Below are 13978 nucleotides of genomic sequence, written 5' to 3' on the forward strand. Positions count from 1 at the left end.
CACCATGAGTGAATCCGCCGCTTTGTCGACCATCCGCTGGGAACAGGACGAGACCGGCATCGTCACGCTGGTCCTGGACGACCCCGACCAGTCCGCCAACACCATGAACAACGCCTTCAAGGCCTCCCTCACCGCGGTCGCCGACCGCCTGGAGGCCGAGAAGGACAGCATCCGCGGCATCATCTTCACGTCCGCGAAGAAGACCTTCTTCGCCGGCGGCGACCTGCGCGACCTGATCGCCGTCACGCCCGCCCAGGCGCAGCAGGCCTTCGAGGCGGGCAACGGCATCAAGCGCGATCTGCGCCGTATCGAGACGCTCGGCAAGCCCGTCGTCGCCGCCATCAACGGCGCGGCGCTGGGCGGCGGCTACGAGATCGCGCTCGCCTGCCACCACCGCATCGCCCTCGACACCCCCGGCACCAAGATCGGTCTGCCCGAGGTCACCCTCGGCCTGCTGCCGGCCGGCGGCGGCGTCACCCGTACGGTCCGGCTGCTCGGCATCGCCGACGCGCTGCTGAAGGTGCTGCTGCAGGGCACGCAGTACAACGCCACCCGCGCCAAGGAAGCCGGGCTGATCCACGAGGTCGCGGCCACCCCCGAGGAACTGCTCGCCAAGGCCCGCGCCTTCGTCGAGGAGCACCCCGAGTCCCAGCAGCCCTGGGACGTCAAGGGCTACCGCATCCCCGGCGGCACGCCCGCCCAGCCGAAGTTCGCGGCCAACCTCCCGGCGTTCCCCGCGAACCTCAAGAAGCAGCTGGGCGGCGCGCCGTACCCCGCCCCGCGCAACATCCTCGCCGCGGCCGTGGAGGGTTCCCAGGTCGACTTCGAGACCGCGCAGACCATCGAGGCGCGGTACTTCGTCGAGCTGGTGACCGGCCAGATCTCCAAGAACATGATCCAGGCCTTCTTCTTCGACCTGCAGGCCGTCAACTCGGGCGCCAACCGGCCCAAGGACATCGCGCCCCGCAAGGTGGAGAAGGTCGCGGTCCTCGGCGCCGGCATGATGGGCGCGGGCATCGCGTACTCCTGCGCCAGGGCCGGGATGCAGGTCGTCCTCAAGGACGTCTCCCTGGAGGCGGCCGAGAAGGGCAAGGCGTACGCGGAGGGGCTGCTCGCCAAGGCGCTCTCCCGGGGCCGTACGACCGAGCGGCAGCGCGACGAGCTGCTGGCACGCATCACGCCCACCGCGGAGCCGGCCGACCTCGCGGGCTGTGACGCCGTCATCGAGGCGGTCTTCGAGGACGTCGGTCTCAAGCACAAGGTGTTCAAGGAGATCCAGCACATCGTCGCGCCCGACGCCCTGCTGTGCTCCAACACCTCCACGCTGCCCATCACGCTGCTGGCCGAGGGGGTCGAGCGCGACCAGGACTTCATCGGGCTGCACTTCTTCTCGCCGGTCGACAAGATGCCGCTGGTGGAGATCATCAAGGGTGAGCGGACCGGCGACGAGGCGCTGGCCCGCGCCTTCGACCTGGTCCGCCAGATCAAGAAGACCCCGATCGTGGTCAACGACTCGCGCGGCTTCTTCACCTCCCGTGTGATCGGCCACTTCATCAACGAGGGCGTGGCGATGGTCGGCGAGGGTCTCGACCCGGCCTCCGTCGAGCAGGCCGCCGCCCAGGCCGGCTACCCGGCCAAGGTGCTGTCCCTGATGGACGAGCTGACCCTCACCCTGCCGCGGAAGATCCGCCAGGAGACCAGGCGGGCGGTCGAGGAGTCCGGCGGCACCTGGCAGCCGCACCCGGCCGACGAGGTCATCGACCGGATGGTCGACGAGTTCGGGCGTCCCGGTCGCAGTGGCGGCGCCGGCTTCTACGAGTACGGCGAGGACGGCCGGCGCGCGGGCCTGTGGCCCGGACTGCGCGAGCACTTCGCCGAGGAGGGGGCCGGTATCCCCTTCATCGACATGCAGGAGCGGATGCTCTTCGCCGAGGCGCTGGACACCGTCCGCTGCTTCGAGGAGGGCGTGCTCACCTCCGTCGCCGACGCCAACATCGGCTCCATCTTCGGCATCGGCTTCCCCGGCTGGACCGGCGGCGTGATCCAGTACATCAACGGATACCAGGGTGGTCCGGGGCGGGAGGAACGCGTCGGCCTGCCCGGGTTCGTGGCCCGCGCCCGCGAACTGCAGGCGGCCTACGGCGACCGGTTCGCGCCCTCGCCGCTGCTGGTCGAGAAGGCCGAGAAGGGCGAGAAGTTCAGCGACTGACGGCGCACGGGGCGGGCCACGCCGGCCCGCCCCGTCACTCCGGCGGTGCCTGCGGACCGCCCTCCCGCCGGCTCGCCTCGCCCTCCTTGCCGAACCACTCCCGCAGCTCCTGTTTCATCGACCGCTGGAAGGCGGTGACCAGTGCCTGCACCACCATCGGCTGCATATGGGCGGAGAGCGACTTCATCCGCGCCATCTCCTCCTCGTCCGGCCCGCCGTCCCGGTACGGCTCCCATACCTCGTCCTTGAACAGCCGGCTCAGCTCGCGGGCCGCCGAGCGGGTGTGCTCGATGACGACGGTGCGCGCCGCGAGGATGGTCTCCAGCGCGATCGGCACGTCCAGCAGCCGGGTGCCCAGGTGCAGCAGACCGGGATCGACCCGGAAGACCTTCGGGTCCTCGGTCCGTACGAGCACGCTCATCGCCGCCAGCCGGTCCAGGTCCTCCTCGGTCAGCTGCCGGCCGACCCGGCGCTCCAGCTGCTCCCGGGTGGCGTCCTCGGCCTTGTCCGGGACCCAACTCGCCACCAGCGCACGGTGGATGGCCAGGTCCTGGGCGCTCAGGTCGGGCGGCAGCTGCGCCAGATAGCGTTCGATCGCGGAGAGCGTCAGGCCCTGGTGCTGGAGTTCCTCGATGAGCGCGAGCCGTGAGAGGTGGTCGGGGCCGTAGCGGCCGACCCGGCGCGGACCGAGCTCCGGCGGCGGCAGCAGACCGCGGGTGCTGTAGAAGCGGATCGTGCGGACCGTCACTCCGGCACGGGCGGCCAGTTCGTCGACGGTCAGACCGGTGGCGGACTCCATCATGTTCAACAGTATTGCTGTCTCACCACTCTTGTGAAACCTTCTGGAACCTTCCCGACCGCGTCGCGTCCGCAGTCGGCGCCGCGGTTCGGCCCGCAGAACAGGCCCACATCCTCAGGAGGCCGCGTTGACCACGATCCTGCGCATGCCCGGTGCACCCGACGAACTCACCCTCCCCGCACTGCTGTTGCGCAACGCCGAGGACCACGGCGAGCTGCCGGCGCTCTCCTGGCGCCGTGCCGAAGGCGCCGGCTGGCACACGCTGAGCTGGGCCGAGACGCGCCGGCGGGTCGCGGAGCTGGCCGCCGGATACCGCTCGCTCGGCGTACGCGGCGGGGAGATCGTGCTGCTCATGATGGGCAACCGCCCCGAGCACTGGCTCAGCGACCTCGCCCTGGTGCACCTCGGAGCGATCCCGGTGACGGTGTACGGCACCGCCGCGCCCGAACAAATCGCCCATATCGCCCGGCACAGCAGGGCCCGCTTCGCCGTCCTGGAAGGCCCCCGCGAGCTCGGGCGCTGGGAGCCGCTGCTCGACGATGCCGCCACCCGACTGGAGCGGCTGGTGATCGTCGAGCCGGGACAGGCCGCCGGTGACGGCCGGCATGAGAGCTTCGCGGCGCTGGCCGGGCGGGGCGCCGAGCGGTACGACCCCGAGGCGTTCGAGGAGGGCCGGCGGCAGGTGCGGGCGGGCGACCCCCTGACCGTCGTCTACACCTCCGGCACCACCGGCGACCCCAAGGGCGTGCTGGTCAGCCACCGCAATGTGCTGCTCAACGCGGTGGCCCTGGACGCGGTGGTGGAGCTGCCCGATCACGCCGAGCACCTGTGCTATCTCCCCTTCGCGCATATCGCCGAGCGGATGCTGGGCATCTATCTGCCGGTCTTCCGGGCCGCGCACGTCTATCTGTGCGCGGATCCGGCGGCGGTCGCCCGGACCGCGCGCGAGCTGCGTCCGGCGGAGTTCTTCGGGGTGCCGCGGGTGTGGGAGAAGCTGGCGGCGTCGGTGCGGGCCGTCCTCGCGCTGCTCCCCGAGGAGCGGCGGGCGGCGGTGGCGGCGGCCGGCGAGTGCGCCCGGGCGTATGTCGACTGCCGGGAGCGGGGCGAGCGCCCTGGCGAGGAGCTGGCGAAGGCGTACGGCAGGGCGAAGGCCGAGGTGCTCGATCCGCTGCTGGCGCAGGCCGGCTTCGATCGCCTGGTGTGGACGGCGAGCGCCTCCGCGCCGATGCCCCCGGACGTGGTGCGGTTCTGGGCCGGCCTGGGCGTGGTGATCATGGACGCCTGGGGGCTGACCGAGACGGCGGGGGTGTGCACGGCGAACGGCCCCGGTGCGTTCCGGCTGGGTTCGGTCGGCCGTCCGATCGACGGCGTCCAGGTGCGTACGGCCGAGGACGGGGAGATCGAGGTCCGGGGCCGCACGGTGTGCGAGGGGTATCTGCGGGCCGACGGATCGGTGGAGCCGGCGGCCGACGCCGATGGCTGGTTCGCGACGGGTGACATCGGCCGGGTCGACGAGGACGGCTTCCTCTGGCTGACCGACCGCAAGAAGGAAATGATCGTGACCTCGACGGGCAAGAACGTCTCGCCCGCGCTGGTGGAGAACCGCCTCAAGGAGCATCCGCTCATCGGGCAGGCGCTGGTGCACGGCGACGGCCGGTCCTATCTGGTCGCGCTGCTGGTCCTGGACGGCGAGCTGGCCCCGGCCTGGGCGGCGCGGCGCGGCATCGGGGGGACGCTGCGGGAGCTGGCCGGGCATCCGGAGGTACGGGCGGAGGTCGAGCGGGCCGTCGCGGCGGCGAATTCGCGCCTGAACCGAACGGAACAGGTCAAGAAGTTTTCGCTGCTGAGTGAGGAATGGGGTCCGGAATCGGGTGAACTGACGCCCTCCTTGAAATTGCGTCGCCGGATAATTGCCGCCAAATATGGACAAATCTTGGATGGCCTATACACGCTGTGATCTTGCCCACAGACGGGGGGCCGCTCTTCAGGGAAGGTGTGCCGTCGGCCGCCGCGCGATCCGCGGGATCCGGCCATCGCTCGAGCGCCTGCCCCACTAGGCGACGCCTGCCCGAAAGCGAGATTCACCAGCAGTGAGCACAGAAACCGTCACCGAGACAGCCCACAGGTCACCTGACGGGGGGAGCGCCGCGCAGCAGGATGCGGGCGACGCGGGCTACAGCAAGGGCCTCAAGGGCCGGCACATCAACATGATCGCCATCGGTGGGGCGATCGGAACCGGCCTTTTCCTGGGTGCCGGCGGTCGGCTGCACTCCGCGGGCCCCGCACTGGCCGTCGCCTACGCCGTCTGTGGCCTCTTCGCCTTCTTCGTCGTACGGGCTCTGGGCGAGCTGGTGGTGCACCGCCCCTCGTCCGGTTCGTTCGTCTCCTACGCCCGTGAGTTCCTGGGGGAGAAGGGCGCCTACGTCGCCGGCTGGATGTACGTCGTCAACTGGTCGACGACCGGTATCGCCGACATCACCGCGATCGCCCTCTACACCCACTACTGGAGCATGTTCACCGACATCCCCCAGTGGGTGATGGCGCTCATCGCCCTGGCGGTGGTCCTGTCGGTGAACCTGATCTCGGTGAAGATCTTCGGTGAGCTGGAGTTCTGGTTCGCGATCATCAAGGTCGCCGCGCTGGTCGTCTTCATGTTCATCGGCATCTTCCTGCTGGCCACCCAGCACCCGGTCGACGGCCACACACCAGGGCTGAGTCTGATCACCGACAACGGAGGCCTCTTCCCGACCGGCCTGCTCCCCGTGGTGATCGTGCTGCAAGGTGTCGTCTTCGCCTACTCCGCGGTCGAGCTGGTCGGTGTCACCGCGGGTGAGACCGCGGACCCGCAGAAGGTCGTGCCGAAGGCCGTCAACTCGATCATGTGGCGGGTGGGCATCTTCTACGTCGGCTCCGTGGTGCTGCTCGCGATGCTGCTGCCGTGGAACAAGTACACCGGCAGCGAGAGCCCCTTTGTCACGGTGCTGTCCAACGTCGGTGTTCCGGCGGCGGGCGATGTGATGAACCTGGTCGTGCTGACCGCGGCGATGTCCAGCCTGAACTCCGGGCTCTACTCGACCGGCCGCATTCTGCGCTCGATGTCGATGGCGGGCTCCGCGCCGAAGTTCGCCGGCCTGATGAACCGCAACCAGGTGCCGTACGGCGGCATCATGCTCACCTCCGCGGTGTGTGTGCTCGGTGTCGGGCTCAACTACTGGCTGCCGGGCCAGGCGTTCGAGATCGTGATCAACATCGCGGCGCTGGGCATCGTCAGCACCTGGTGCACGATCATGATCTGCCACATGGTGTTCGTGCGCCGCGCCAAGGCCGGTCTGGTCGAGCGCCCGCGCTTCCGGCTGCCGGGCACGCCGGTCACCGACATCGCGACCATCGTGTTCCTGGTCGGCGTCATCGTGCTGATGTGGTTCGACGGCGGTGTCGGCCGGCAGACCGTGCTGCTGATCCCGGTCATCGGCGCCGCGCTGGTCGGCGGCTGGTTCGCGGTCCGCGGCCGGGTGGCCCGGATCGCCGAGGAGCGCGAGCTGGCGAAGTAGCCGCGCGGTAGCGGACACCCGAGGAATCGAGGGCGGTCGCAGAGGTCGAGAGGCCTCTGCGACCGCCCTCGCGCTGTTCGGCCGCCGGTCAGCCGCCGATCACCGGGTAGTGGTCGGAGAGGTTGGTGTACGTGTAGTCCTTGCCCCAGCTGGAGACCGTCCAGGGTGCCGACTCCTCCTTGACCACCTCGTTCTGCCATCCGGCGGGCCGGGCGTGGCCGTTGCGGTGCAGGACGTAGTCCAGGTCCTCGCGGGGGTCGTCCGGGTAGCGGTACTTCGCGATGGAGTTGTCCTGGGTGTCGAAGGAGTACGGGTGGCCGGTGCGGCTGTCGGCGGGGGCCAGGTCGCCGTTGCCGAGCAGCGCCTGGTACTCGTCGCTGTGCGAGTCGACGTTCAGATCGCCGGCGACCATGACCTCCTCGTCCGCCGGGATGTGCTTGGCGTCCAGGAAGGCGTCCACCTCCTTGAGCTGCTTGGCGCGGTCCGCGGCCGCCTCCCCCGCGCCGCAGCCCGAGTCGGTGGACTGGGTGTGGGTGCCGACGACATGCACCCTGGCGCCGTCGACGTCCAGTACGGCGTAGACGAAGCCCTTGTTGGAGAGGGAGTCCGAGCCGCAGGCGTCCTTGTAGATGTACTGCTCCTTGCGCAGGACCGGCCACTTGCTCAGCAGCGTCACCCCGCCGTCCTCCGGGGTGGTGGCCGAGTAGGCGCCGCCGGTGGCGTCCCAGCCGTTCTTGCTGCGGCCCACCACCGGGGTCTGGTGCGGGTACTGCGCCGCGGCCCGGGACTTCAGGGCGTCGGAGGAGGAGTTGTCGAACGCCTCCTGGAGAACGACGACATCGTGGCCCTGGAAGAAGTCCGCGTCCGCGATCGCCTGCGCGCGGTGGTCCTGGCCCCAGTTGGGGTAGAGGTTCTTGCTCATGAGGAAGGCGTTGTAGGTGAGTACCTTCAGATGAGGGGCGGTGGCGGCCGAACTGGGGGACGCGGCGGCGAGGGTGACGGCGGCCAGGGCGGCGGCTGCCGCGGCGGCCCGGGACACGCGCAGCGGAGAAGGCGACACGGGGACTCCCTGTGGGGTGGGGGTGAGTTCCGGCGACGCACATCAAATCAGCTGGGGTTACTTCGAGGTAACCATCCGGGGGCAACGAGATGGAGGGGAACGGGATTTACCGCACGAAGCACATGACTGCCCGCGTCCGCGCGGGAAGGCGGCCGGTTCCGGGCCGGTAGCGGGGCGGGTCGGGCGAGCCGGGCGGAGCGGCCGCGGGTGGCCCGGTGGCGGGGTCGCGGCGCCGGCGGCACTGCGGCGGGCCGGAACACGCGCCGGCCAGGAGTGGGCCCCCGTACCCGCGGGCCACCGGGAGCCGCCGTATGATGATTAATGCCATGAATACGGTGGAAACATACCCAAAGCCCCCGCCGGTCGGAGGTGTGCTCTGGTCGATGGTCGGGGACATCCGCATGCTGCTCACCCTGCCGCCGGCGCTGGCGATGCAGGTCGCACACCCGGCGGTGGGCGCCGGCGTGGACGACCACTCCGTCTTCCGCACCGACCCGTGGGGCCGCGGCGAGCGCTCGCTGACCTCGCTGCAGCTGTGGGTGTACGGCGGCGAGGGCGCGGCCGAGGAGGGGCGGCGGCTGCGGCGGCTGCACCGGACCATCCAGGGCACCGACGCCCACGGCCGCAGGTACCACGCGCTGACCCCCGCCTACTACGCCTGGGTGCACGCCACCGGCTACCCCGTGTTCCGGCACGCCCAGCGCTACCTCGGCCGCCCCTTCACCGAGGCGCAGGAGCGCCGGCTCTACGCGGAGTGGCTCCAGGTCGGCCGGATCCTGGGTATCCACGACCGCGATATGCCCCAGACCATCGAGGAGTTCTGGCCGTACTACCGCAAGGTCCTCGACAACGACCTCGAAGCGACCGTGGTGGTACGGGAGTTGATCGCGACCGACCCGCAACTGCCGGTCCCCGACCGCGGTCCGCGCTGGCTGCGGCTGCTGCTCCGGCTGACTTGGCCGTGGCTGTGCCCGCGGTTCGCCCGCTTCCGGAGGTTCGTCACGATCGGGCTGATGCCGCCGGATGCCCGGCAGGCCATCGGCCTGGAGTGGACCGATGCGCAGGAGCGCCGGCTGCGCCGCTTCGGCCGGGTGGTGCGCGCGGTGGTCCCGGCCCTGCCGGAGCGGCTGCGCTTCATGCCGATCGCGCGCCGGGCCCGCCGGGCGGCACGGAAGTAGCCGCGCACGAACGGAGCCGGGGGCGGGATACCCGCCGCCCGGCTCCGGATGGTTCACCCGTCCACCGGATCAGTGGCCGTGCACCCCGTGCACGTCATGCGTGGCCGCGATCTGCTTCCACGACTTGGGCTGGGCGACCGGCCCCCGCTGCGCGCCGAACGTCCGCTTGGCCGCGCCCGCCGCCGGCTTCTGCGGCTGGAACAGCCAGGTGTCGAAGAAGTCGGCCAGCTGCTTGCCGGACTTCTCCTCGGCGAACTTCACAAAGTCCGCCACCGAGGCGTTGCCGTACGTGTGCTCGGTCTGCCAGGACTTGAGGATGCCGAAGAAGACCTTGTCGCCGACCTTGTTGCGGAGCGCCTGGAGGGTCAGCGCGCCGCGGTCGTAGACGGCGCCGTCGAACTGGTTCTCCGCGCCCGGGTTGCCCGGCTTGACCTTCCAGAACGGGTCGTCGGCCGGGTGCTGGGCGTAGACGTAGTCCGCCAGCTCCTGAGCGGTGCCCTCGCCCTCCTTCTCCGACCACAGCCACTGGCTGTAGGCGGCGAAGCCCTCGTTGATCCAGATGTCCTTCCAGTCCTTGAGCGAGACGTTGTCGCCGTACCACTGGTGGGCCAGCTCATGCACCACGACCGAGACGTTCGTGCCGCGGTCGAAGGCCTTCTTGCCGTAGAAGGGGCGGGTCTGGGTCTCCAGGGCGTACCCGGCCGGCACGTTGGGGACGTAGCCGCCGACCGCGTTGAACGGGTAGGGGCCGAAGACGCTCTCCAGCCACTCGGTGATCTCGGTGGTGCGCTCGATGCTGGCCTTCGCCGAGCCCTCGTTGGCGCCGAGGTCCTTGCTGACGGCGTTGATCACCGGCAGGCCGTTCGCGGTCTTGTCGGTGGTGATGTCGAACTTGCCGACGGCCAGCGTCGTCAGGTACGTCGCCTGCGGCTTGTCCGAGCGCCAGTTGTAGCGCGTCCAGCCGAGCTTGGAGGACTGCGAGGCCAGTACGCCGTTGCTCAGGGCCTGGGTGCCGTCCGGGACCGCCACCGAGATGTCGTAGGTGGCCTTGTCGGTCGGGTGGTCGTTGCTCGGGTACCACCACACGGCGGCGTCCGGCTCCTGCGCCACCACACCGCCGTCGGGCGTACGGGCCCAGGCGGAGTAGCCGTCTATCTTCAGCTCGGAGGGCTTGCCCGCGTAGCGGACCACGACGCTGATCTGCCTGCCCTTCTCCAGCGGCGTGGCCGGGGTGACCTCCAGCTCGTGCTTGCCGGACGTGGCGAAGGCGGCCTTCTTGCCGTTGACCCGGATCTCGCTGACCTTCAGGCCGAAGTCCAGGTTGAAGCGGGAGAGGTCCTGGGTGGTCTTGGCGAGCAGCGTCGCCGTGCCCTCCAGCAGGTCCGTCTTCGGCTGGTACTTGAGTCGCAGGTCGTAGTGGGAAACGTCGTATCCGCCGTTTCCGCTCTCGGGGTAGTAGGTGTCGCCCACACCGGGAGCGCCGGGCGAGAAGCTGGCCGCCGATGCCGGGATCGCCAGCAGCAGGCTGAGCGCGGCCGCGCCCGGGACGAGGAGTCTGTGACGCACGAGTCCTCCAACTCGTAGGGGGGATGGCTCGCTTCAGACCTTATGCAGTCCTCCGGGCCGACGTCATGTACATGGCCCGATCTGACACATGACCGACATGAACCACCATCTGCCCCGGTGGTCCTTCGCGCCACCGGGACCACATCCGTCACCGACCACGCCGCCGCTGTCACCCGTGCTCTTACGCCGGCGAGTTGCGCCGCGCTACCGTCCGCCCGTGACGAATCCTGCGCGGTTCCCCCGCATGCCCTTCACAGCGCTCGTGCTGGCGGCCGTCGTCGCCCTGCTGTCCGCCCTGATCGGGCCGGCCACCGCGCAGGCGGCGCCCGGCGAGAGCAGACCCGTGTACTCCTACGACCGCGCGATACGCGCATCGGTCTGGGTCGACACCGGGCTCGACGGCGACGAGGACGGGCGCACCGACCGCGTCGCCGTCGACATCGTGCGGCCCGCCGAACCCGCCCGGCAGGGCCGCCGGGTACCCGTGATCATGGACGCCAGTCCGTACTACTCCTGCTGCGGACGCGGCAACGAGAGCCAGAAGAAGACCTACGACGAGCAGGGCCGGCCGGTCCGGTTCCCGCTCTACTACGACAACTACTTCGTGCCGCGCGGCTATGCGACGGTCCTGGTCGACCTGGCGGGCACCAGCCGGTCGGACGGCTGCGTCGACGTGGGCGGCCGCCACGACATCCAGTCGGCCAGGGCCGTCGTCGACTGGCTGGGCGGCCGGGGCCGCGCCTACACCGCCCGCACCGGAGGCAGACCCGTCACGGCCGACTGGTCCAACGGCAGCACCGGCATGATCGGCAAGAGCTGGGACGCCACCATCGCCAGCGGCGTCGCGGCCACCGGCGTCAAGGGCCTGAAGACCATCGTCCCGATCGCCGGCATCTCCTCCTGGTACGACTACTACTTCGCCAAGGGCGCCCCGCTCTACGACTCGGGCCCGGACACCCTCGCGCACCGGGTCGAGAGCCCCGACGCGCAAAGAGGCTGCGCCGCCGTACAGCGCAAGCTCGTCGAGGGCGCGCCGCGCAGTGGCGACTGGAGTGGTCTGTGGACCGAACGGGACTACGTCCGGGGCGCGAGCAAGGTCCGGGCCAGCGTCTTCCTGGTCCACGGCATGCAGGACCTCAACGTCCGTACCCGCAACGTCGGCCAGTGGTGGGACGCGCTCGCCCGGCACGGCGTGGAGCGCAAGATCTGGCTCTCCCAGACCGGGCACGTCGACCCCTTCGACTTCCGGCGTGCGGACTGGGTCACGGCCCTGCACCACTGGTTCGACCACTATTTGATGGGCTACGACAACGGCATCGACCGCGCCCCGATGGCCGATATCGAACGCTCGCCGGGCAGCTGGACCACCGACCCGCGGTGGCCCGCCTCCGGCACCGCCGCCACCAAGGTGTGGCCGCGCGGCGGCAGCGCCCCCGGCGTCGGCGTCCTCGGCACCGAGCAGGCCCCGCCGGGCACGACCGAGACCCTCACCGACGACCCGCGGCTGAGCGAGGCCGACTGGGCCGCCCACATCGACGAACCCACCGCGGCCAAGGCCGGGTTCACCACACCGCCGCTGCGCGCACCGCTGCGGCTGTCCGGCTCCGGCACGGTGACCGTGACCGCCACGCCCAGCACCACGACCGCCCACCTCTCCGCCGTCCTGGTGGACCTCGGCCCCGACACCATCCGCGACTACGCGGACGAGGGCGAGGGCATCACCACCCTCGACCGGCGCACCTGCTGGGGCGAGGGGACCAAGGGCGACACCGGCTGCTTCAAGGAGACCGCCGCCGACACCCGGCAGGTCGCGCACACGGTCTTCAGCCGCGGCTGGGCCGACCTCGGCAACTACGCCGACCCGCACAAGGGCCGCCCGCTCACCCCCGGCAAGCCCTACACCCTCACCCTGGACCTGGCCGCCAGTGATCACATCGTGCCCGCCGGACACCGGCTCGCGCTGATCGTGGCCGGGACCGACGCCGGCCTGATCGACCCGCCCTCCTCCCGGCCGCGGCTCACCCTCGATGTGGCCCGCACCTTCGCCGAACTGCCGCTGACCGGCGGCGCCCCGGCCTTCGCACGGGCCACCGGGGGCGCGCCCCGGCAGACGGACAGCGCGGGACCGCATGACGGGATCGCCCCGCCGCACTCGATCAGCCGGCTGCCGAACGCCGGATGACCGGGGCCGCCCCGCAGCGGGCGGCCCGGCCCGACCCCCACCGCACCCCCACCCCCCACCGCTCCGCCAAGGGAGGCACCCCCTCGTGATACTCCGCTCCCGCCGCCTGGCCCTCGGGCCCCTGGCCCTCGCGCTGACCGCCGCGCTCAGCGCGACCCTGTCGGCCTCGCCCGCCGGCGCGACCGGCCCCCGGGCGCCCCGTACGGGATTCGAAACCAGCCATGGCGCCCGCTGGACCAGTCAGCACGAGGAGCAGGAGTTCCTCGCCACCGTCGACCGCGCCACCGCGCGCGTACGGATCGAACGGATCGGCAGCACCCGGCAGGGCCGCCCGCTGCAGCTGATACGCATCGGCGCCCCGGCCCCCGGGCGCCCGGCGGAGGTACGGCGCGGCAACTCCGTCCTGCTGATCTGCTCCCAGCACGGCGACGAGCCCTCCGGCCGCGAGGCCTGCCTCACCACCGTCCGCGACCTGGCCTACGCCAAGGACCGGGCGACCCGGCGTTTCCTGGAGCGCACCACCGTGCTGGTCGTACCGACCGCCAACCCCGACGGCCGGGCCGCCGACACCCGCGGCAACTCCGACGGGGTGGACATCAACCGCGACCACCTCGCCCTGCGCACCGCCGAGGCCCGGGCGATGGCCGCGGTCATCCGCGACCACCGCCCCGACACCATCTACGACCTGCACGAGTACGGCCCCACCGTCCCGTACTACATGAAGGACGTGCTGTCGCTGTGGCCGCGCAACCTCAACACCTCGGACGCGGTGCACCGCGAAGCCACCTCGCTCTTCACCGACTTCCTCGGGCCCGCCGTCCGCAAGGCCGGATTCAGCACCGGCGTCTACGGCATCTGGACCGACCCGGAGACCGGCGACCCCGTCCAGCAGGTCGCGGGCGACGGCCAGGAGCGCATTCTGCGCAACACCGCAGGCGTGAAGGGCTCGGTCGGGCTGCTCGTCGAGAACCGTGTGGACCCCCTCACGGACGCCGAGAAGGCCGACCCCGCGCTCAACAACCGACGCCGGGTCGGATCCCAACGGGCCGCTCTGAAGGGCCTTTTCACCTTCGCCGACCGGCACCGTGCCCGCGTCGAGGCGGCCACCGCCGCGGCCCGGCTCGCCGGCTGGGCCGACCACGGCCCGGTCTACCTCGGCGGCGCGGACAACGAACCCGCCCCCGACGACAAGATCCTGTCCGATCCGCCCTGCGCCTACCGCCTGGACGCCGCCCAGTTCGCCGGGATCAAGGACGAGCTGGACCTGCACGGCGTGGCCTACCGGCGGGACCGGGACGGCGGCGCGGTCGTCCCGCTGCGCCAGTCGCTGCGCGGCCTCGTCCCGCTGCTGCTGGACCGGCGGGCCGATTATCACCTTACGGTCGCGACGCCCCTGGACGTCTGCCGAGGTGTGGTAGGGGGTAACGGGTAAG

At 71.0% G+C, this 13978-nt stretch carries 9 protein-coding genes; 6 read left to right on the plus strand and 3 right to left on the minus strand.

The genetic code is table 11. The features are described from left to right. Nucleotides 1–4: 4 nt before the first annotated feature. Complete coding sequence (locus tag ACZ5XZ_RS07700) at nucleotides 5–2209, plus strand: 3-hydroxyacyl-CoA dehydrogenase NAD-binding domain-containing protein (RefSeq protein ID WP_468975188.1); 2205 nt, start codon at nucleotides 5–7, stop codon at nucleotides 2207–2209. A 34-nt stretch (nucleotides 2210–2243) separates the two neighbouring features. On the opposite strand, the gene ACZ5XZ_RS07705 is transcribed toward ACZ5XZ_RS07700, so the two are convergent. After that, on the minus strand, nucleotides 2244–3011 hold the full coding sequence (locus ACZ5XZ_RS07705) for a MerR family transcriptional regulator (protein ID WP_468975189.1): 768 nt from the start codon (nucleotides 3009–3011) through the stop codon (nucleotides 2244–2246). 124 nt (nucleotides 3012–3135) lie between these two features. Here ACZ5XZ_RS07705 and ACZ5XZ_RS07710 point away from each other — a divergent pair, with 124 nt between their 5' ends. Continuing rightward, nucleotides 3136–4965 (plus strand): AMP-dependent synthetase/ligase, encoded by a 1830-nt coding sequence (locus ACZ5XZ_RS07710; RefSeq protein WP_468975190.1) that lies wholly within the window; start codon nucleotides 3136–3138, stop codon nucleotides 4963–4965. A 133-nt stretch (nucleotides 4966–5098) separates the two neighbouring features. Continuing rightward, nucleotides 5099–6559, plus strand: a complete 1461-nt coding sequence (locus ACZ5XZ_RS07715) for an amino acid permease (protein ID WP_468975192.1) — start codon at nucleotides 5099–5101, stop codon at nucleotides 6557–6559. Nucleotides 6560–6647: 88 nt separating this feature from the next. Here ACZ5XZ_RS07715 and sph read toward each other — a convergent pair whose 3' ends face one another. Beyond that, nucleotides 6648–7619, minus strand: a complete 972-nt coding sequence (gene sph / locus ACZ5XZ_RS07720; protein WP_468975193.1) for a sphingomyelin phosphodiesterase — start codon at nucleotides 7617–7619, stop codon at nucleotides 6648–6650. A gap of 326 nt (nucleotides 7620–7945) precedes the next feature. Between sph and ACZ5XZ_RS07725 the strand changes: the two genes are divergently transcribed. Next, nucleotides 7946–8797 carry an oxygenase MpaB family protein gene (locus ACZ5XZ_RS07725; RefSeq protein ID WP_468975195.1) on the plus strand — a complete coding sequence of 284 codons (852 nt, stop codon included), beginning with the start codon at nucleotides 7946–7948 and terminating at the stop codon, nucleotides 8795–8797. 69 nt (nucleotides 8798–8866) lie between these two features. Here the strand turns inward: ACZ5XZ_RS07725 and ACZ5XZ_RS07730 are convergent, their stop codons facing one another. Further along, on the minus strand, nucleotides 8867–10363 hold the full coding sequence (locus ACZ5XZ_RS07730) for a M1 family metallopeptidase (RefSeq protein WP_468975197.1): 1497 nt from the start codon (nucleotides 10361–10363) through the stop codon (nucleotides 8867–8869). 244 nt (nucleotides 10364–10607) lie between these two features. Here ACZ5XZ_RS07730 and ACZ5XZ_RS07735 point away from each other — a divergent pair, with 244 nt between their 5' ends. Together ACZ5XZ_RS07735 and ACZ5XZ_RS07740 are read left to right on the plus strand one after the other, a co-directional pair. Next, nucleotides 10608–12545, plus strand: a complete 1938-nt coding sequence (locus ACZ5XZ_RS07735) for a Xaa-Pro dipeptidyl-peptidase (protein ID WP_468975198.1) — start codon at nucleotides 10608–10610, stop codon at nucleotides 12543–12545. Nucleotides 12546–12630: 85 nt separating this feature from the next. Then, nucleotides 12631–13977, plus strand: a complete 1347-nt coding sequence (locus ACZ5XZ_RS07740) for a M14 family metallopeptidase (protein ID WP_468975200.1) — start codon at nucleotides 12631–12633, stop codon at nucleotides 13975–13977. Nucleotide 13978 lies beyond the last annotated feature (1 nt).

This window comes from Streptomyces sp. NPDC033270 (assembly GCF_055576575.1).